General features: G+C 50.7%; 22 protein-coding genes and 2 pseudogenes. 16 read left to right on the top strand and 8 right to left on the bottom strand.

Annotation, left to right across the window (positions count from 1 at the left end):
* Positions 1–202 precede the first annotated feature (202 nt).
* A complete protein-coding gene (locus tag ACZ5TV_RS12545; RefSeq protein WP_379778319.1) occupies positions 203–871 on the bottom strand; it encodes a tyrosine-type recombinase/integrase in 669 nt (222 codons plus the stop codon).
* A 469-nt stretch (positions 872–1340) separates the two neighbouring features.
* Entirely contained in the window at positions 1341–1583 is a 243-nt protein-coding gene (locus ACZ5TV_RS12550) for a HalOD1 output domain-containing protein (RefSeq protein ID WP_379778321.1), read from the bottom strand.
* Positions 1584–2197: 614 nt separating this feature from the next.
* On the opposite strand from ACZ5TV_RS12550, the gene ACZ5TV_RS12555 reads away from it, so the two are divergent.
* The 9 genes and pseudogenes from ACZ5TV_RS12555 to ACZ5TV_RS12595 all read left to right on the top strand — a co-directional run bounded on the left by ACZ5TV_RS12555 (position 2198) and on the right by ACZ5TV_RS12595 (position 8123).
* Positions 2198–3082, top strand: coding sequence for a transcriptional regulator TbsP domain-containing protein (locus ACZ5TV_RS12555; RefSeq protein ID WP_379778323.1), 885 nt, complete (start codon positions 2198–2200; stop codon positions 3080–3082).
* Between the two features lie 169 nt (positions 3083–3251).
* Positions 3252–3533 carry a helix-turn-helix transcriptional regulator gene (locus ACZ5TV_RS12560; RefSeq protein WP_379778325.1) on the top strand — a complete coding sequence of 94 codons (282 nt, stop codon included), beginning with the start codon at positions 3252–3254 and terminating at the stop codon, positions 3531–3533.
* Positions 3534–3689: 156 nt separating this feature from the next.
* On the top strand, positions 3690–3992 hold the full coding sequence (locus tag ACZ5TV_RS12565) for an AbrB/MazE/SpoVT family DNA-binding domain-containing protein (RefSeq protein ID WP_007344316.1): 303 nt from the start codon (positions 3690–3692) through the stop codon (positions 3990–3992).
* Positions 3992–4411 (top strand): PIN domain-containing protein, encoded by a 420-nt coding sequence (locus tag ACZ5TV_RS12570; protein ID WP_379778327.1) that lies wholly within the window; start codon positions 3992–3994, stop codon positions 4409–4411. Before ACZ5TV_RS12565 ends, ACZ5TV_RS12570 begins: the two co-directional genes overlap by 1 nt.
* Positions 4412–4520: 109 nt before the next feature.
* Positions 4521–5300, top strand: a complete 780-nt coding sequence (locus ACZ5TV_RS12575) for a ParA family protein (RefSeq protein WP_209486724.1) — start codon at positions 4521–4523, stop codon at positions 5298–5300.
* Positions 5293–5733, top strand: coding sequence for a hypothetical protein (locus ACZ5TV_RS12580; protein ID WP_379778330.1), 441 nt, complete (start codon positions 5293–5295; stop codon positions 5731–5733). Before ACZ5TV_RS12575 ends, ACZ5TV_RS12580 begins: the two co-directional genes overlap by 8 nt.
* Positions 5734–5916: 183 nt before the next feature.
* A pseudogene (locus tag ACZ5TV_RS12585) lies at positions 5917–6024 on the top strand (transposase); the annotation flags it as partial.
* 325 nt (positions 6025–6349) lie between these two features.
* On the top strand, positions 6350–7483 hold the full coding sequence (locus ACZ5TV_RS12590) for a hypothetical protein (protein ID WP_379778334.1): 1134 nt from the start codon (positions 6350–6352) through the stop codon (positions 7481–7483).
* Positions 7484–7577: 94 nt separating this feature from the next.
* Positions 7578–8123, top strand: a complete 546-nt coding sequence (locus ACZ5TV_RS12595; protein WP_379778336.1) for a hypothetical protein — start codon at positions 7578–7580, stop codon at positions 8121–8123.
* Between the two features lie 57 nt (positions 8124–8180).
* Here ACZ5TV_RS12595 and ACZ5TV_RS12600 read toward each other — a convergent pair.
* From ACZ5TV_RS12600 to ACZ5TV_RS12615, 4 genes and pseudogenes are all read right to left on the bottom strand, one after another.
* A pseudogene (locus ACZ5TV_RS12600) lies at positions 8181–8327 on the bottom strand (integrase core domain-containing protein); the annotation flags it as partial.
* Positions 8328–8400: 73 nt separating this feature from the next.
* Positions 8401–9162, bottom strand: a complete 762-nt coding sequence (locus tag ACZ5TV_RS12605; RefSeq protein ID WP_379778338.1) for a transcriptional regulator FilR1 domain-containing protein — start codon at positions 9160–9162, stop codon at positions 8401–8403.
* Between the two features lie 61 nt (positions 9163–9223).
* A complete protein-coding gene (locus ACZ5TV_RS12610) occupies positions 9224–9697 on the bottom strand; it encodes an ArsR/SmtB family transcription factor (RefSeq protein WP_379778340.1) in 474 nt (157 codons plus the stop codon).
* Positions 9698–9707: 10 nt separating this feature from the next.
* A complete protein-coding gene (locus tag ACZ5TV_RS12615; protein ID WP_379778387.1) occupies positions 9708–10982 on the bottom strand; it encodes an IS4 family transposase in 1275 nt (424 codons plus the stop codon).
* Positions 10983–11466: 484 nt separating this feature from the next.
* On the opposite strand from ACZ5TV_RS12615, the gene ACZ5TV_RS12620 reads away from it, so the two are divergent.
* The 3 genes from ACZ5TV_RS12620 (at position 11467) to ACZ5TV_RS12630 (ending at position 14481) form a co-directional block, all read left to right on the top strand.
* Complete coding sequence (locus ACZ5TV_RS12620; RefSeq protein WP_464383897.1) at positions 11467–12591, top strand: chymotrypsin family serine protease; 1125 nt, start codon at positions 11467–11469, stop codon at positions 12589–12591.
* Between the two features lie 162 nt (positions 12592–12753).
* The gene (locus ACZ5TV_RS12625; protein WP_379778344.1) at positions 12754–13437 is read left to right on the top strand and encodes a hypothetical protein; all 684 of its coding nucleotides are present in this window, start codon (positions 12754–12756) and stop codon (positions 13435–13437) included.
* Positions 13438–13578: 141 nt separating this feature from the next.
* On the top strand, positions 13579–14481 hold the full coding sequence (locus ACZ5TV_RS12630) for an ABC transporter ATP-binding protein (RefSeq protein WP_379778346.1): 903 nt from the start codon (positions 13579–13581) through the stop codon (positions 14479–14481).
* A gap of 5 nt (positions 14482–14486) precedes the next feature.
* Here the strand turns inward: ACZ5TV_RS12630 and ACZ5TV_RS12635 are convergent, their stop codons facing one another.
* Positions 14487–16361: an ABC transporter permease gene (locus tag ACZ5TV_RS12635; protein ID WP_379778348.1), complete on the bottom strand. Its 1875-nt coding sequence runs from the start codon at positions 16359–16361 to the stop codon at positions 14487–14489.
* A 564-nt stretch (positions 16362–16925) separates the two neighbouring features.
* Here ACZ5TV_RS12635 and ACZ5TV_RS12640 point away from each other — a divergent pair.
* On the top strand, positions 16926–17672 hold the full coding sequence (locus ACZ5TV_RS12640) for a hypothetical protein (protein ID WP_379778350.1): 747 nt from the start codon (positions 16926–16928) through the stop codon (positions 17670–17672).
* 195 nt (positions 17673–17867) lie between these two features.
* Positions 17868–18134: a hypothetical protein gene (locus ACZ5TV_RS12645; protein ID WP_379778352.1), complete on the top strand. Its 267-nt coding sequence runs from the start codon at positions 17868–17870 to the stop codon at positions 18132–18134.
* Between the two features lie 129 nt (positions 18135–18263).
* Here the strand turns inward: ACZ5TV_RS12645 and ACZ5TV_RS12650 are convergent, their stop codons facing one another.
* Positions 18264–19475 (bottom strand): hypothetical protein, encoded by a 1212-nt coding sequence (locus tag ACZ5TV_RS12650; protein ID WP_379778354.1) that lies wholly within the window; start codon positions 19473–19475, stop codon positions 18264–18266.
* Between the two features lie 176 nt (positions 19476–19651).
* Between ACZ5TV_RS12650 and ACZ5TV_RS12655 the strand changes: the two genes are divergently transcribed.
* Together ACZ5TV_RS12655 and ACZ5TV_RS12660 are read left to right on the top strand one after the other, a co-directional pair.
* On the top strand, positions 19652–20062 hold the full coding sequence (locus tag ACZ5TV_RS12655; RefSeq protein ID WP_379778356.1) for a hypothetical protein: 411 nt from the start codon (positions 19652–19654) through the stop codon (positions 20060–20062).
* Between the two features lie 2 nt (positions 20063–20064).
* A complete protein-coding gene (locus ACZ5TV_RS12660; RefSeq protein ID WP_379778358.1) occupies positions 20065–20394 on the top strand; it encodes a hypothetical protein in 330 nt (109 codons plus the stop codon).
* Positions 20395–20405: the final 11 nt, after the last annotated feature.

Consider the following 20405-nt stretch of genomic DNA (forward strand, 5'->3'; position numbering starts at 1 on the left):
ATGGATAGATCGGTTCTTTGTGTCGGTATGTGAACCTCCTGTACTGAGCGATCACTCTCTCCCGTAGATCACCCTCGGTTCGTGCCACATTCGCGCGTTGTATCTTGCACGGTTACTGAGACCTATCACCAGCTGAGGATTTCAACAGATCCAATCTATCCTCTCTGAGGAAGCGAGTGAGTAGCTGTCATCCAACAAGAACTCAGATCGTACGGAAGTGGTCGTACTTCCGGAGAGTCGTCTGGAGGCTGGCGTGGCGGAGCCGGTTCCGGACAAAGTAGATATCGAAGTGGTTGTCATCCCGGTCGCGATCGTGGAGGAGCCGATAGGCGAGGCTGTGCCGGAAGACGTGCGGGTGAACGTCGTCTGGGTCTCCCCGACCGAACTCGCCGCTCTCATCGTACCTGAACGGCTGTATATCGGCCTCGTGTGCGAGTCGCTTGACGACGTTCCGGACAGAGCGGGTCGTCATCTGGTCGGACTGCCGTGAGGGGAAGAGGTAGGGACTATCCTTCCAGCGGTTGTCGAGGTAGGTGTTGAGCGACCGCTGGGTGCCGACCGTGCCGTCGACGTCCAGCTTGAGGTGGTGTGAGCGGGGCCAGTCGTCGCGACCGTTCCCTGACTGTTTCTGGATATTTGTTGGGAGGTACAGCTCGCCGGCGTCGCGGAGGTACATCTCGGTGGTGAGTTGAGTCAGCTCCTCGTTGCGGAGGCCGGTGTCGGCGAGGAGTGCGATGATGGTCTCGTTCCGAGCCCGGAGGTACTTGGCGCCGGTGTCGGTGGCGGCGTCTCGCATCGTGTCGACCTGCTCGGGCGTAAGCCAGACTCGGGCCTGCTCGCTTTGAGTTTCCGAATTCGTTGACTCGCTCATCTGTTTAAATAACTCGTGGCGCTGATTGGGCCGCTTGGCGCTTTGAGTTTCCGATTTTCTTAGCAAAGTCGGAAACTCAAACCAGCACGGGCAGATCGATGTACACCGCCTTCGAAATGAAGACCCCGTTATCGAGATGAAACCAGATCTTTAGACACATTCCCGCCTGAAACAGCTGGTCACTGAAACCTGCGAATTGGCCGTTGACATTTCTACCAGCTCAGAGAGATGTTTTGGTAGCCGTGCAAGATACAGGGCGCGAATGTGGCACGAACTGAGGCCGATCTACGGGAGGGAGTGATCGGTCAGTACAGGTGACTCACGTACCGATACCGGGCACCGACCTCTCCATAATATGTCAGCAGCGGTGTGCAAGACACAGGGAAGTAGTCAGCACAAGGCTATATTGTTATATCTAAGCAATTCTTGAATCGACCGATAGTATGTGTTTGATTAGCTTGCATATTCTTCAGTCGGAACTATAAATTTCTTTTATTTGACCATCAACACGAATTTCTCCATTACCGTTTACAGTTATACGATGATTGGGGAGTTCAGACTCCAGCTTCCAAGCGCTGTTTTTGTGTTTGCTAAGTTTTTCCAAAGCGTCTAAATCAATATAATCATAAAGTACAATATCTAAATCATCTGGTTCAACATCTTTCCTATCAGCGAGACTCTTGACGATCTTTGGGACTATCTCTGACGGCATAGATTTTGTTTTGATTATATGAGTGAAGTAATATATATCTAACGATATTCATATATTTTAATTGAACTATATGAGCAGAAACAAACTGTACTGATTGTTTGAATTTCTGTGTTGATCGCTTCTCAGTCGGTGGCACATTAGCAGGTGCGTTCTATCGGTTGGTTCAGGATTCGGATGGAGAAAATAACGCATTTCCCGTGCTGACTGTATCCTCTGTATCTTGCACGTTATTCCTATCTGGTTCTGAGGACTTCAGGCCCCTCCATCGAAATGAGATCAAGGCCACTGACTGAACCTGTCGTCATCGAGGAACGGGAAGCACTTGGACGGGGCATCTGTACATTTGCTCGGTGGTCTGTTGACTCGTGCAGCGCAGCTGGAGTGGACACCTCGGGACGGCCGCCATCGAGAACACCGACCAGTTACCGGTCGGTACACCGATAATCCTACACGTTCAGATAAATAGGGCTATCCACCGCGGGTAGGTACACACCAGCTACTGTCACTGGACTCGACGGCGTCACAGTCTGGTGTAGTTCTCGTCTGAGTTGGAACGCGCCGGATTCTACTACCCCAGATCGAGGGTCACTACTGCGACCAACAATCTGCTTCCTATGAGCGTACTCGAAACGGATAGTCAGCTCTATTCTGTAACTGGCAAAGTAGTCCAATCCTCAGATATCGTATCTGTTAAGTACATATCGACAAAATTACAGAACATGACCAAACAACACATTCCTACTCAGATGATTCCCGAACGAGACGAGCCAGCATTGTATATCAATCCTCGCTCTGAACAAATCGCAGCCTTCGCAGAGCAAGCAATAACGGGTGAAGACCAGCCCAAGGTCCGACTGCTCGCAGACTCAGATGAAATCAAAGACGCCCTCTACAGCTTCCTCACGGCCTCAAAGATCGCCGAACTCATCCACCGAGAGCAACTCAGCCTCCGAACACTCACGGAGCCAGTTCAGAATACTATCTTCACAACCGAATCTGAGACTGTAGTTCCTGTGATGGACAAGCACAGTATCTCGAGTTCAGATCCCGAACTGGTCTCATCAGTCTACAGTGAGTTCGACTCCAGATTCGAGGCTGCCGAGCAGTATCACCTTCGGACACCTGCCCTCTCAGTAGTGAAACAGACGCTCCGAGAAGAGATCGGCGACGATATCGCAGCTGACCTCGACGAAGTGCTCGCACACGCTGAAGAGATTTCCAACAGCAACGAATACCTCAGTATCGTCGAGATCATGCTCATCCTCGCAGCCCGCAACGAGGTCCTCCTCTACGACGTCTCGAAATGGGGAGAGGATACGGATATCGCTTCGAAAGCGACCTTCTCGCGGGCCAAAACAGCACTCGAAGATGCTGGCCTCATCGAGACTGAAAAAGTCCCACTGGACATCGGCCGCCCCCGACTTCGGCTTATCGCAACCGACGAGCTCGCGACAGCAGACCTGAAGACACTCTCTACCGAGATCCAGTCTCCGCTGTAGCATCCGCCCCACGATAGCCACCGACTATCGAGACGGGTATACGGTACTTCTTCGACTCAAGCGTGAGATGAAGCAGTCAAAATTACTGTGTAGAGGGTGTGAAACGTATTCTATAACACGCAGTTACCAGATCAATAGTATTTCAAAACTCGAATACGAAAATTGCGACATGTACGATCTCACTGGCTTCCAGCGCGATCTGCTATACGTCGTTGCCGGACTTGACGACCCCCACGGACTCGCGATCAAAGACGAGCTCGAGGACTACTACGAAAAAGAGATCCATCATGGACGGCTCTATCCCAACCTCGACACGCTCGTTGAGAAGGGACTCATCGAAAAAAGTCAGCGGGACCGACGGACCAACGAGTACAGCACTACTCGCCGGGGCACGAGAGAGATCGAAGCTCGGACTAAATGGGAAGCCGGATATATTGACCACGACGCGTGATCGAACCGCTACGTTCGAGGACTGTTTGACTCTAGTACTTCACGTCCCTCAAAAGCCGAACCAAACTTCGAACTCGACTAAACACCCGACAGAGGAGCAACGACTGTTTGTCAATGAGAAGAAAATTTGATTATGATCGAGATCTAATTATGAACTATGAGTAAGACAGAACAGTCAAACAACTCTGAAAAAGAGATTGTCGCCGTCACTAAGCACGGCCAGGCGACCATCCCAAAACGGTTCCGCGAAAAGCTCGGGATCGAAGCGCCTGGGAAGGTGTTGTTCCGGGAAACCGAAGATGGAGAGGTGATCGTTGAACAGGTCCGCTCACCGAGCGAGATGCGCGGCTTTGCCGCCCGTAGCGAAGCGAGTACGGACACGCCTGCGTCCGAGATCCTCAAAGAGAAACGCGACCAGGACCGGAAAGAACGCGACTCGCAGTTCTCAACTGAAGAGTAATGTCGGTTCCTGACCGCGTTGTCTTCGACGCCGAGCCACTGATAGCACACGCCGACGATGAACCAGGCAGCGAGGTTGTAGAAGAGTATCTCGACGCGGTCGCAGTCGAGGACACCGTCGGCTACGCCAGCTACGTGAATCTCGCTGAGATCCGGTACACAATCGCCCGGAAGTACGACCGCGACACAGCCGACGAGTATCTCGACTGGCTGACTGATCTCGGTATCAAAACGGTAGATGTCGGCGATACTTGGACGGACGCCTCGGAGTATACGCTCAAGTATAATCCTGCGCTTGGCGACTCGTTCGCGCTGGCAACGGCTGAACATGTCGACGCGACGCTCTTAGTTGGCGGTGACGACGATTATGACGATGTCTCTGATATCCCGATCGAACGGTTCCGCGACGGTTCCGCGTAGGTACCCGTTCGAAGATCTGACTTGTCTGTGACCCCCAACATTCTATGAGTGTCTGACGCACTCTTATGCCTCTCCGATATCTTTGCTCTCTTTGAGGACAAAGACACGTATGAGACTCGGAGTTACCAACCAGAAAGGCGGTGCCGGGAAGACAACCACGACACTGAACGTCGCCGGCGCACTAAACCAGCGCGGCCATGATGTTCTTGTCATCGACCTCGACCCACAGGGACATGCCACTGAGGGGCTCGGCTTCGAGGATCTGTACGACGATCCAGATCGTGACTCGCTGTTCGACGTCCTCCCTGATCTCGACCGGATGGGCGACCTCGAGCAGCTAGCCGTCGAGCACCAAGAGGTCGACGTCGTTCCCAGTCACGAGCGGATGATCAACGCCGAGGATGAGCTCGCGAACGTGATGAAGCGTGAGGAGCGCCTTGACATGCTTTTCAACGAGAGCGACGCCGATCAGCGCTGGGACTACATCCTCGTTGACTGTCCCCCGAACCTCGGTGTGCTCACCGACAACGCAATCGTCGCGACGGGGAACGTCCTGATCCCCGCGCAGGCGAAGTCGACGAGCATCCGCGCAATCGAGCTCCTGTTCAAGCAGTTGCGGTCGATCGAGTCCGCCTTCGGCGATGTCGACGAGGTTGGACTCGTCGCGAACGAGGTCGGTGTCGACGGCGAGGCCGAGGAGATGATGGAGTGGTTCAAAGACATCTTTGAGGACAGAGAGAACTGTGAGGTCTTTGAGATCAGAAAGCGCGTCGCGCTACAACGGGCGTGGAACGCCGGCGTCTCCATCTTCGAACACGAGGAGGACTGCGACATGGAAGAGGTGTACCTCGATGTCGCTGAGCACTTGGAGGACTATGCTGATGACTGACAGTGATGAGAAGCGCGATCGGAACCCTTGGGACGACCGCTACGACCACGATGACGACAATCATGACGATGCCGTCCCCGAAGACGATCTGTCGACCTCAGAGACAGAAGAGACATCAAACACAGCAAATACATCAAAGGACTCAAAGACCTCAAAGAGACCAGAAACCACAAAGATGTCAAAGAGCAAAATGAACGCAGAGAGCGAGAAGAACAGAGAGAGCAGCGGGACTGTCCGAGAGCGAAAGAACGTGAACATGTACCTCCCAGAGACGCTTGTTGACGACCTACAACTACGCTACTCGGAACTGAACGTCAAGTGGCGACGACAACACGGCGAGGACATGCCGAAGAACGAGGAGTTCTACCCGGCGGCAGTTCGGGCAGCGCTGGGAGAGTCGTCTATCGAGGAAGAACTCGGCCTTGACGAGTAGCGGCCACAGTTAAGTTACGAACGACACAAAACGTTCACGACTTTGTCTCATCAAATATACCTCCTCAAAATATTTGACTTTATTATTAACCTGCGCTCTTCTGTAGGAGATTGTTGATACTGCTGAACTGTGGCTGTCGAGTCGAAGAAGACAAGGACACCGCGTCAGCGGTTTCCGACACAAATGATTCCGCTAGATGCGTTTGGGTCGGAATCGGTCGCAGCGGACCTGCTCCAACAGGTTCGCTGGCGTGACGGCGTTTCCTGTCCTCGCTGCCATTCTGACCGAACGGCTGTGTTGAATCACTGTAAGGCGTAGGGATTCACTGTTTGACGAAGCGCTTGATGTTGTAGACCATTCACATCAGAGCAATCTCACGGAACTCGCGGAACCACGCCCTTCGGGCGCTCGGAGGCGCGCGCCACCGCACCGATCTAGCAGAATATTCTCTACGTCACCTGTATTGACCGCAGTAGGATTAGAATATATCACTTCTTGAGGAGTTCAACAGAGCTCCAAATTTAATCACTGTCTGATATAATACTCACTTATTGACGAAACACTCATCAATTAATGTTAATACTCTTATTATTATGGGTATAGTTGGTGAAAACCAATGGCGAAACAACTTGAGATCGGAGAGACTGTTCAGCTTAATCACAGTACTCGTCGCCGGTTCCTTAGGCTATTAGGGGCAGGTACAGTTAGCATTGCCGGACTTCGAACTGCCTTGGGCACTGCTTATGGCGAAGAACCTGAAGGTGTTCCGTTAACTCTTACCAAAGATACACAGGGGCGTCCAGATAAAGTCAAAATAATTGAAGAAGAGAGGTATGAGCTACTACAGACGTACAAAGAATTTTCTGAGGAAGTGAATGGCAACGATAAAATTAGAAGTATAACACTTCATCAGCAATCCGATAGTAGAACAGATCTTAAAATAGAGGTTATTATCTTAAAACCCGAAGATAAAACCCGACCAGAAAAAGAACCAACCGAGGAAGTGAAAGAAGAAATCAAAAAAGCGAAACAGGAAATTAAAAACAACGAGCCTGCTCGACTTCCAGTTGAAATAAATGAAGAAAATATAAAATCAGAGAAAGACGCATGTGGGGATCGAGGTGATGATCAGTCTACTATGGAGGGGGGACTCGGAATCAGTACTAGTCCTTTTACCACTACTGGAACTCTTGGTCTGGTTTGTTACGGAGATGGGACCGATACTGACGATACAGTTCTAATCACTGCAGATCACGTTATGGAGGGAGATTCAAGTATGTATCAAGTAGACTCAGATCCTATTGGATCTTTTTCTTCACGAGATCAAGATGAGGATATTACTGTATACGAATTTGATTCAGACTCAGGAGTTTCAGTTAATCATCGAGATATTATTGGTGCGTCAGATGTCACTGGTGCTTGGACCTGGGATGGAATTCTTGAAAATACAATCCAAGGAACAATCGACTGTACTCTCTCTGGGAAAAACAGCTGTACTGAAGATAATATGGCAACAGGAGTGGATTCAGGTGGTGAGCGTGTTGAACATCAAGTTAATATGAACTCTAGAAATGCACAGAATGGCGACTCCGGAGGACCGTGGGTTGATGATAATGGGAAACTAGTTGCATTCCATTCTGGGCGTGTTTATCTCGAAGATCCAATAGGTGGTATTATTATAGATGAATGGGATGCCGGTGTTGCTGGTGATGAAGCTTTAGATGCTGGAAATGCCCAGTTAGAGTCATGAGGCCAATGAAAGTAGTGCGAATAATTTTTAATACTGTAGGACAACTAGTATTTAACTCCTTTACTGAAGAGAGACAATATCAGTTTTCAGAAAAATGACCAACAATAAATACCTGAAAATCACAAAGCGTAGATTAATAAAAATAGGACTTGCGACCGTTTCCGGTTTGGGTTCTTGGTGGTTGTTTTTGCGATCAGATCGAGATCCACTAGACAACCCACCGAAAGAAATAGACTCAACTAAGTTTGAGTGGGGTAAGATTTCTACCCTTGAAATCGACAAAAATACACTCCCATCTGAGGAACCCAGGATAAATTTTGATATCGAAGAAAAAGAAGTAAATATCCAAGGTTTTTTAACTTATGGTTCAAGCACGTGTAATGCTATAAGAATTGAAGACCTTAATTTTGAGAATAAGAAAAAGAAATTATGTATTGGCGTTGGTTGGATAGAAGAGGGCAATAAGTCTGGATTGTTTACCGGCTCATGTACTGATGATTTGGATCATAAGCCATATTCTGTTACTTTAGGATTAGAATCAAGCCTTCCAGACATAGTAGAAGTAGTTGAAAATCATTTCGACCCTACTGAAGATGACAATACTCGTGTTGTGACTAGTAGAATTAAAAACTCAGTGTGATTATTCTCAATATCAGAGTATTTATTCTATATTGAATGTTCAGATTAACAGTACTGTCTAGTTTAGCACCTCCTCAGCTAGCGTTTGACCGTTTAGTGATTGATGCGGTCGTTGGTAGTTATAGTAGTGTACGAACTGTTCAAGCCATTTGCGGATGCGTGCCCAACTGACCCCTATGTGATGAAAACAGTCAATTCGCAGCTCTCATCGATCGACTGTTCTAGGTGAGAATATATCTGAAGAATGGGATTTCAACAAAGCCAAATAAGCAAACGTCTTACGCTGTGAGGAGTGTCCCCTCATCTTTGAATCCGGAGACCATTTCCTTTGCCCATTGGATTACTTGCTGGTTTGTGTTTCGAATAACAGCTGAGAGATGGTTCGTGTCTGAATAGATACCCGTATACAGAATTTCGTCGTCAATCAAAAAGAGACTGTAATGTGAAACCCCGATCCCCCTGTAGATAGCGTCACCAGATTCGATATGGGGGATGATACTACCGGGCTGCTTGTCGAGAAGAACATCCAAAACGTCATTGCTCACGAACAGGGTGATATCCGCGTTATCGTCTGCTCCCTGCTTGAGAATCTTGTCGATGTGGGGAATCAGTACCTCTGTGACCGCTATGATCTTCTCTCCGTTTCTGATGTCTTTGTCCATCGGCTGTATTGTCTCGTACGGGGCGCAGTCGGGTGGGTGAAAGACCGATCCGTCCAGAAAAATTGACTTGTCTAGACCTGCGTCAAGCGGGAGAGATGACAGTTCAGTACTCGTTTCTTTTAACATCTGGAAGGAATTCCTGAACTCTTCACAGAGCTCGTACGCGGTCTTTCCAGTATATGTCGGCTTGCAGACTCCATCCACACGTTTCACTAGATCGTGGTCTTCCAATTCCCGAACTGCCCGGTCGACAGTGGGACGCGATTCGGAGAGATTCCCGACGAGCGTGCGCTTGTCCGGCTTACACTGGCAGATATATTCGAGGACGATCCGGCGTTTGAGGACCACATCGACAATGGGTCCGATGGAGGATGCCATACCATACGTCAATATCCCTACTAAAATGAACGATGAGATACATCAAATCGTGATTTGATGCTCACGAGGTTAACTGCTGAAAGGTGGGTGACGACATGTAAATCAGGTATGCGAGAATTCCTACCAGGCCAATCGCAAACACGCAAAGGCCGGGATACTGAAGGAAAGTGGAAGTCAGCAATCCTTGTTCATCATACCCGCCTGCTCCGACCTGCTGCCATTGGGAAGTTGGTCCGAAGAAGTGTACTGCGTACTCCACGACCAAACTGAAGAAGGATACGACGCCGAGCAAGCCAAGAACGCTCATGATCTGTGCGCGAATGTGTGGCGCATCCTGTTCAGCAGCAAAACTGAGGATGAGCGGGCTGTGCCTGGGCCCGTAAACGTCTATTTCTTTCCCTCGATCAGACAGCCACGTTCCAACCGGCTTGACGAGTTTAGCGTCCTCAAGCTTGTTCAAGTGGTAGTGCGTATTCTGAAGTGTTGTCTCCGTAATGTCTTTTAGTTCGGAGGGAGTCTTTGGTTCTTGCTGCATCCGTCTTCAGTTAAGACTCACACCTCGGTTGTGTAGCGGTAGCGAGCGTCTCTTGTAAGATCGGTCGCTGCTTGTGGATCTTTTGAGCGTCTTCGATCAGTCGTTCAAGCAGCGGCGGTGGTGAGTAGCCGAGGTACTCACCCAGTTTGTGGAGGAAAAGCTGGGCGTGCGACCGGAAGGTCGCCGCCCAGCGTTCTGTCGGAAACACGAGTTCATCATCAGCCTGCTCAGTCACCAGATCCAATAAATCGCGGCTTACAAGCAGCGACAGCAGTGCTGCGTATAGTAAGATCTTCACCACGTGTTCGTCACTCGTGTCGAACTCATCCAAGTTGTACTGCGTCTTCAGCTCACGGAACAACAACTCAACTTCCCACCGACATCGGTAGATCTGCGCTAAATCAGCCGGAAAGAACTCTTTTCTCACCAAATTCGTCATGTACAGATGGTAGTCGTCGGCGTCCTCGTCGCGGACGCCGACGACGCGGAACCGCTTCGTATCCAGCGACTGTGTCCCATTGTACGGCCCCCGTTTGAACTCCACTTCGACCTCCACATCGATGTACTTCCGGTCGAGATCGTCGAGAACAGCTCGGAGTTGCTTGCCCTCCAAGGGAATGGCGCGGCCGCGCCATTCCCGTAATTCCGACGTGATCATCGGGTTCGCGTTCTTCTTCAACCGGCTGACGAAGTAGCCGTCATTCTCGTCGATCAGCGCAAACCGGCGGTACTTGAAGTAGGCGAGATCGAACAGCATGAGGCGGTTCTCAAGCCATGGCCCTGTCTTGAACAGGGTGCTGTCGTGTGCTTTCTCGTCAGCAGTATCGATCCGTTCGATCGTCTGCTTTGTGGCATTATGGAGCAGGTGGAGCTTCGCTCCAGCCTGCTCCTCATGGCGGGCTTCGAATTGATCTGAAAGAAACTCATGTAACCGCAACACCGTTCCATCAGCGATCATCACATCTCTGAACCGGTCGATATCAGCAGCTGTCGCGTCAGGAACAGCGACCTCGTCGAGACCGTGCTCGACGAGGTCGCGGAGGTACTTCGCAAGCGTCGGAGTCAACCGCTGATAGAACCCACTCGGCGAGATCGTCTCATCGGCAGTAGAGTTGTAACAGCGTCTGAAGCCGGCGAGTGTTCGGCTTTCGCCTGCGGCGAAGCCGAACACGAATGTCCAGACGAAGGCAGGAATCTGAAGCTTTCGGTCACGTTCGACCACGCCGAGTTCCTCGGCGTGCTCTTTGAGGAACTCGGAGGGAAACAGTGTAGTGAGCCGACGCATAATCCGAGATGAGGAGCCGTTGTCGTACACAGACTCGGCTTCCTCATTCCTTCCGAAAGATGTCTCGATAAGCCACCGCAGTCACGTGGTTTCTTGCTTAACTGAAGACGGATGGTTCTTGCTGAATAGCTGTGTAGATCTTGAGTGTTGTCTCGTTGCCAAGCGTCTTAAAAAGGGGAGCCGTATGCTTTTCGTTCATGTCTACGATTCTGAGCTCATTACTGTTATTTAGAGGACGTTCGTTTTGTACGAGGTCGCGAATCGAAGTCATTCTTCTTTCACTCGAAGAACATGCCCCCTTCACTTAGTATACACGCCACTTTGGCACGAAACTGTCTACAGTACACAACTCCACTTAAAAAATCACGATATGAGCAATACGTCGAGTCTTTTCATTCAATCACACTGTCTTTCGGGACTATCTTCGGTTTTGAATGTTCACGAGATAATGTATTGATAATATCCTGACAAGGCGGAAGTGGATATGACATCCAATAACGATCCCGGTCGTACGGAACCGTATTCTTCGAAACGGCGAGGAGTGCTTGCGAGCATCGGCGCTACACTTACTCTTCCGGTTACAGCAACTGTCGTCGAAGGAAACGACACTACAGAGATTCCGTACGTCGTGACGGATGACGAGGTTCTCAAGCGTAAAGAGGTTCCCCAACCGTGGCTCGAACACGTCCGCAACGCTCTCCAAGCGAAAGCTGACTTCGAAGAGCAGGTCACTCCAATGTCTGGTTCTCAGTCAGTTGGTCTTGCTCGGTCCTCGGAAACCTACGGTGGGAAACCCGGTCTCAAAATTCGGGCTGGGGGTGATGAGCGAACACAATCCGTCATACCATCCGAGTTTCAGGGTATCGACGTTGAGGCCGTCGACGAACAGGACTGGCAACAAGCCTGTCACTACAAAACACGTGATGACGTTGCTGGCGGTCTTCCTATCGAAGCTCGCTGGGAAGACAATGGTGAATCCTACACTGGCTGGGGCACCGCCGGTTTTCCGGTCCAAGACAGCAATGGGAATGATCGACTGCTAACAGCTGACCATCTCTGGGAAAACCAGTCCTGTCGCTCTAGTGAAGGCGAAGAAGCTACTCAGTACACGCAAAATTTCGGTGAAGTGGCCGAGTCTGAGGTTCAGCCAGACTTTGCACTTCTAAAGAAAACAAACGGTTCGTTGGACTTGTCTCCCAAGATTATCGAAGAGGATGGACCGCGATACACTTCGGGATGGTTCTCACAAGAGGCAGTCAGCGACCTTGTCGCTGAAGGCAAATCCGCCCACAAAATGGGCGTCACAACGGGTCGGACAACTGGAACGGTTGATGCGATGAACCAATCGATCGGGTTCGGCTGTGGCAATCTCGAAAATAGAGGGGTCATCCTCACCGGGCTCGATGTCGGCGAGGGTGACTCAGGTGGTCCGATGTATCGCATCGAGGAGATCGGTGAGATCGAGTATGCGGTTCTACTCGGCCACACGACTCACGCAACGAATATTACTGATTCCATGTCTTGTGTAGGTGAGGATCGAGATATTGGTCGGACGGCAGCTGGTCACGCCTGGTTCCATAAGAACAACGAGTACGACATTACATTGTAAAGAACTGTTGTTGAAAGTAGATTGATAGGGTCTTCAGCCCATTTTTATTTGTTCATATATTGGGTCACAATTGCTTTCTGAGATATATTTCATTAGATAATGTATTATATTTTACCCCCAATTGAACCAATGTGTTCGGACACTCCGAACACATGATAGTCTATGGCAGGCAAACGCTCAGATCAACAGGAGAATCGCCCGACTAGTTCCCGGCGCAGCGTCCTAAAAGTAGGTGGGATCGCACTCGCGTCCCTCGTCGGCGTCGGTACTGTCGGTACGGGCTCGGTCATCGCTGACGACGGCCCGGATACCGACTTCGACCCCAACAAGCGCGAGGAAGTCGTTGGATTCCTCAACGACATCGACGACCTCTCCGAGCAGGCGCAGGCTGAGTACGCGAAAGAGCTCTCTCACGACCAGAAAGTGGCAATCGGAGATCTCTACGCGAACGCTGAGCTGGAGGTCAGTACCTACTCCGAACCCACTAGTGTCCAGGCCAACGCCTCCTACGTCAGTGCGAGCGAGACCACTGAAGCCACCGGTACTGTCCCCGGCTTCGGAACGGTCTACACGCACAAGCAGATCCTCACGTGGGAGTACGATGGGAGCGACTACCAGAACGCCTCCCAACAGCTGTCCTACGATCTATCTGGTCCCTTTGCGACGTTCAAGGGGAAGACCGAAGACGACATCGACGAATCCTCGACACTGTTCACGGCTACTCTGGCCGCCGAGTACGCCGCAGACGTCCTTGGCGTGACCCGTGGCGGGGAAGCCGAGATCGTCACGCAGGGGGAGGCTGATGGCGACCACAACGTCGTCAGCAAGAAGGCTCCGACAAGCTAAGCACCACCTGAAAACCGCAAGAACCGTATTCATTGAACCGCACAAATATTTCAAACGTCTTCTTAGTACTAGTCGTGTGGCCCTCCAGAAGAACACACGACCAGCCAACAACTGACACCAGCCACTCTCCGAATAATCGAAATGACTGTAATCAACACAACAGAACTCACAAAACGATACAATGGCGAGTCAGCCGTTACAGAACTCGACCTTGTAGTCCAAGACGGTGAAATATATGGATTCCTCGGACCGAATGGTGCAGGAAAATCCACGACTATCGATATGCTGATGAACTATACCCGTCCATCAGCAGGAACAGCGACCGTACTTGGACTTGACGCCCAGCAAGACGCAAGTGAGATTCACGTTCGCACCGGCATCCTTCCTGACCAATTCGGCGTCTACAGTACACTTACTGGGCGCGAACACGTCGCTTACATCCTTGATGCAAACGGCGCTACAGGGAACCCTGAAGGAATCCTTGAGCGTGTTGGACTCGGAAATGCTGTCGACCAGCGTGCTGGGGGATACTCGAAAGGAATGCAGCAACGCCTCGGACTTGCGATGGCAATCGCAGGCGAACCAGATCTTCTCATCCTCGACGAACCCTTCTCAGGACTCGACCCGTACGGTGTTCGACTAGTTCGTGAAGTCGTTACTGCTGAGCGCGAGCGTGGCGCTACTGTCTTCTTCTCTAGCCACGTTCTCGATCAAGTAGAACGAATCTGTGATCGCGTTGGCTTACTCTCCAACGGTCAATTGATTGCTGAAGGAACGCCGAAAGACCTCCGTGATCTGGCTGGTGTTCAAACCCAGCTTCGTATCGATACTGATAGCGATAGCCCGTCGACACAAGCGATCCGGGAGCTTGCTGGTGTCAAGGATGTTTCCGACGATGCTGGCCAGATTGTGGTGACGTGTCCTCGGACGGCCTGTTACAGTGTCCTCGAAACATTAGATGATACAGGAGTGAACATCCAGTCGTTCGATATCGAACAAGGCACAATCGAGGATGCTTTCGTCAAACTCGCCACCGACAGTTAACTCAGCTAATCGATGTTTCGCGTGCGGTAAATCCAGAGTGCAACTCCTAATGGAAGGATGAGCCACAGGAGAAGTTGTCCGAGTGCGGCTGACGGATGGAGATACCAAGTTGGAACGTCAGTTCCGTAGGCTAATCGTGCAACAACGATATTTGAGAACTGGTTTGGTTGTAATTCTCGAATTACAGACGAGGCCGGCGCTGCGGAGTTCGGAACGCCGATGATTGCATTCGTCACAACGTTCGGGAGTCGTAGCGGAGGTATCCATCGGAGAAATAGATATAGCGGGTCACTCGGCGGATTGAGTCCATTTGTGCTCACTCCTGTGATTAAGCTATAGAGAGTGTTTGAAACCGTGAACCAGGCAATTTGAACGCCCACAAAGACGAGAATCGTGAATCCGGCAATGGCTTGGCTTTGGAAAATCGTCGAGATCGAGACGCCAATCCCAGCGATCACGGTCACAAAGAAGACTGCGAACACCAGAAATCCGGCGAGTATACCAAGCGGAACAATGCCATGCTGGGGTACTGCTAGCAGGCATGTCAGGACGATCCCACCGACGATCGGAACGGCGAAGGCACCTGCTCGACCAAGCGAAAACCCGATGAGTGTCCCCATTCGTGAGATAGCAGTGCCTGCGGTGAACCGAATTGCGCCCGTATCACGTTCGTGATTTACCGAACGGAACGTACCGAACAGCACGCCGATACCGCCGATGAACGTGAGCGGTCGTTGTAGGGCAACAAGCGGCATACGAGACCCGAGTGCGTCCTGCACGTACATTGCGGGTGAGAGACTGAGGGTTCCAGCGACGAACACGAGTATGCCGACACCCCAGACGAGTGGGGTACGAATGAGCCGCTGGAATTCACGACGGGCGAGCGGTTGCCACGACCCCGGGAGCGCATCAATCAGGCCACTGTTTCCGGTGAGACGGGGGAATAGTCGACTCTCGACTCGAGGAAGTGAGGGAGAAACCTGTTGAAGCGTTCGAAGTATCTTGAGTTGGCTACGGGCCGCGAGATCGCTTCGCTGGAAAACTGTGATGCCACCGAGGAGGGAGAGTATCGGCCAGCCGAGCAGGAAGCTGAATCCCCACCACGCTGAGAGTGGCGGCGACGTCGTCGCGAGTTCTCCAGTTTCAGTGAGGGCGTTAGATATCTGGGCGACGGCATTACCGGGGCCGACTGGAACGCCGAGCAGCCAGTTTGTGAGGACCTGAAACGCACTGAGGGGCGACAGCCAACCTGCAATCTGAAATGCTGTTTGATGATCCATCTGCGGTCCAGGTGTTGTACCTGTGATGAGTTGCCAGAGGACTGCCAGTGTCACATCGTTCCAAAGCGTTAGCGCGAGTGTGACGATCGTCCCGAGAATCACTGCGCGGGTCGTCGACGAGCTCGCTGCGGAGAGGCCAACGATGAGCCCCATCCACACATACACGTAGATCGTTGTAAGGGCGAGAAAGCCCAGGAACAACAGTGGTGAGAATTGGCCGTACTGGAAGACGTCGTAGGCGGTGACGAGAAGGGTCCCAGCTACGACTGGGGCAAGCAGAGCTGTTCCGCGTCCGAGGACAATACTTAGGACGAATTGCGGGCGTGTGGTTTTGGTACCGAGAATTATTCGGGCGGTCCCGGATTCGCGTTCTTGAGTGATCGCACGAAAGCCGATTACAGCCGCCGCGAACGGGATAACAATTGTGGCTGCGACTTGTGCATTGACAAGGGCGGCTGCGCCATCGAGGAGTTGGAGTTCCGGAGATTCTGGTTGAACCGCCATCCGGCTAAATAGGAGGAAGCAACCGAGGATGATCCACGGTGTCTTGCTACGAAGATAGCGACGGTATTCAGTGCGGGCTACTGGAATGGAGGGCATCTTGTGTTCTCAGGTTCGGGGGCGGTCAAGCTTACGTTGCTCTAATTCGCTTAGTCAACTCAATTGCTGATCCCAAGATCACGACGATACCGAGGGCTGATACTGATAGTACGAATTGATCTCGTAAGGCAAAGTTCCGAGATAATTCGGCTACCCCAATCGGGACGACGAGTCCTGCGAGGATAACTGCCGTCAGCGAGATGGTCGCAATTACAATCCTTTGATCGCTTTGGATGCTTTTGAGTTTGTACGCACCGACACCAATCAGCCCAGCTAAGACACTGAGTAATATTACACTTCTTCCATTGAGGGCGTTATCAAGTAGAATGATTGTAGTCGAGATATACCAGAGGGCCATGTATTTCGTCATATCTTCCAAATTATCCTCCTCTGTGTAAAACATTATTGCGTTTCAGATTTTTCATTTCCTGATTATTTGATCAGGCCTTGATTTGTCTTATTACTGTATTAAATCGCATCAGTAATTAATGTAAATACAGCTTGGGTCTACTCTTCGACCGGAATATGTCTCCAAATACAGAAGTGGTTGATCGGCGAACTGTGATGAAATCGACTTCGGCTTTCCTCGGCGTCCTTGGGCTGGGTGGTACTGTTAGCGCAGCAAAAGGAGACAACAGTTCTGGCCAGCCTGATGACGACAATGTTCGTTCGGGCAGCTGGCAGCCTGATGAGGATGATATCAAACTAGCAAGCAATACACCAGGCACTACTCAAACGATCGATGTCGATTACAACGATTTAACTTACATCGACAGTCTGTCAGCGGGTGGCCCAATTGACTCAGATCCGGGTGGAATTCCTCTTGGGTACGCGGATCACTTCTTACACTTCTACCGCGGTGACGAAAAAGATGACAATGGGAATTACCTGTACTACTTAGCATTCTGGTCTTCAGGAGATCCTGAGGGAAGCGCACCTGCTGTTCGAGAACTCTCACATGAGGTGGAGCTTGCTGACAATGACTGGAACATCACCCAGTGGGACCCTGACAAAACGTACGATACCAATTGTAGTGATGTGGATCTCGAAATCGGAGCTAGCTACAACGGTGCGTACATGAGTATGTCTCAAACGGTCGAGGTTTGCAAAGGCACCCTAGAACCTCTCAGTGGGATCGACCTCCAGAACTTCGGATTCGAATTCCACGGAGGATTTCGGGGAGCTGGAGATGGGGAACGGCGGTACGCGAAGGGAGTGGCGATGTTCCGGGCACCGGACTTGCTCGATGAAAACGACCTCCAATACGATATCGACTGGAGCCCGTACGCAGAGTTTGTTATATCGCCTTGACATCCTCCCCGCGCTGAACCTACTATCGTATTCACGAAGGGGTGTACTCTCGTTAGCGGGGGTTTCAGTCACTGGAGGGTGTCTCAGTCTCTCAAGTCAGGAATACTCTCCACTGGGGCTTGACAGCCTCTATCTTCGCAACCAACGAACTCAAGAAGTGGCGGTGGGGTGACTGTGGAGCGCAATCGTGAGATTGTGTACGAACAGACCCACGAGCTTGATGTTTGGGAGAGAAATACTCCGTTCGGTGAAGCTCTCATCGAAGAAGAGTGGCTTGGAGCACAAACCCCGTACGAGGTGACAATCGATCTTGGTGGTGCCGGTACTGAGTCGTATTCGACGGAGGACTTCCTCGAGATCGTTGGGAATACGGATGAGTTCGATTGTTTTGAAATCACAGTTGTCATTGATTCCGATTTTATTGACTTTCGGCCAGCGGCTCAGGAAACATGCCGCCAATGACTTTCTTTTCTATCAGAACAACTAGAAACTGGCTTATTAGGTGCCGTGACTGCTATAGATAAATCCTTGAGAACACCAAACAGATATTATTTGTCATAAATATGTAGAAAAGGCTGTGCGGTTTTGATGCTACGGTTCGACAGTGGTGATCATGTACGTATCCCAGTAATCGCCCACTAGGACCGTTCTTGTACTTCCCCACGTATTGTGAGTGTCTAGGTAAAGATCAGTTCCTGACCACGATCCCTCTTCCTCGTACCCTACAACGGTTTCGGAATGGCCGACCAGAACGTCCCAATCTGATGGCGACACTTCATCAGATACAACGTCAGTCTTCCCGGCTTCCTTGTCGCCAAGAGTATTCACGAATGGTGGATTGTTACTGTCTACACCACCTTTCGCCGCAGCTGGTCGACCAGTGTAGTTGTTAGACGCGGAGTATGAACTGTCGTATCCTTCGATACCACTCGGCATGTTGTGGGGCCAAGTCCTCCCGTTTGGATTCGTATTCATCTCATCATTGAGGCCGTCGATGATGTCAGTCCGGTTGGGGAAGGATTCATGGTATCCGATACACATTGCTGCCGCGATCGGCGTACAGCCTGGCCAGTTACTGTAGCCAGTGTCCGTCCAGTTTGGAACGTCAGTAATACTTCCACTGTTAAGTGGCTCGACATCACTGAGATCTGCTTTATCGGGGTTGGTGAGTGTATTCCAACCTTCAGTATGGTCAGTGCTAGGATTGATTTTTGGCGTGTCTTCGAGCTTTTGCGTCAACCTACTCACGAGGTTGACAAAATACTCCTCGCCAGTCGTCTCGTCAATGGCACTGATACCGAACGAGAGTGGCCCTTGGAAGAGATACTCACGTTCTGAGGAAGGCGAGAGTCCGTCCTGAGATAGTGTCTGTTCCGTTTCGAGATGTGGTGCAGGATCGGTACCGTATTCCACAACCGGTGGCATCTTCTCCTGAGCTCCTGTCGTCACATGCCCAACATGATCGTTGCCGTCCACGACTGGGAAGACGTACACAGACGGGACCACATCGGTGTCTGACCTTCTCCCAGTCAGAGAGTAGTACAGTTCAGGTGTTTTGACGGTTGCTTCAGTAAATCCCCGGTAGGCTTCTTTCTGAGAAGCTTTCTTCACTATTTGCTGAGCAACCTTCGTTGCGTCTCGAACAGAAATACCGGGTTCCGGATCATTCTCTCCTGCAACGGAACCGATACTCAGGGAACCACCGGCGATCAAGCCGAGTGTACCCCCGATGGCTTTCAGGCTACTTCGACGCTCGATGTCGACTATACCACTACCAGACTTGTTGGGTGTATCTTTCACCATTGTCACTGCGAAAATACAATATATGGCACCTGTATTTACATTAGTTATTGACCATATTTTATATATCGATGATTTGGTGTTTGGTTGGAGGCTTGATCACGTAATGAGCATATAGTCAAAAATTGAGTTGATATTCGGACCGTAAGTTAAAGTGAAATAACGTTCATCGTTGAGATATGGCCAAAAAATCAAAGATTTGGATGGGTGAGTTGCTTGTTGGAGCGATAGTGGTTGTGTCATTCCTTGTCGAGGTGTACCTGTACTCTTTGTATACGTCCACAGCATCCAGTATATTCTTCACACTGATCCTTCCGATACTCTTTGCTGCTGTCGTCATCGCTGGTTCACTTTACGGTGAGCGTACTCTCATCAATACGATCGTAGGTATCGCTGCTGTGATCACGTTTATCGTCGGGTCTGGGAGTTTGTACGCATACTTTTCGACCGAAGGTGGCGTTTTCTTTGGTGGGGTGATCACGGTTGCCGTTTCGATAGGTCTCTTCGTATGCATACTTCTCCGTGAAATATACTACCGGATGGGACGTCAACGGGAATCCGAAGTTAGTTCAGAAGTGGGGAATCCGTAGAGGTGGAATATATCCTGACAGAAATACAGCAGATGATTGATAGAAACTCTTTGAAAAACCACGTCTTCAACAAGGAGGTGGCAGCGGTTTGGCTAGTAGTGTGGCTGTACCCGTGGTACCGTCCAATCTTCACGCAAACTAGCAGCCAGAATGTCAACCTCGTATCCAGATACTTGCTTTCGCCGCTGGAGTTTGTCACGTACTACGTGCCTATGACGCTCGGTGGGGGCGTGCTATTCGTTGTATTCCATATCTCCTTTGCCGTGACTGTTGTGTTCCTGATCAAGCTTGTCGTTGATAAGATGACTAACCAATCTCATTCAGAAAGCTAAGCCCTATCGAG

Source organism: Halorubrum tibetense, from assembly GCF_055396225.1.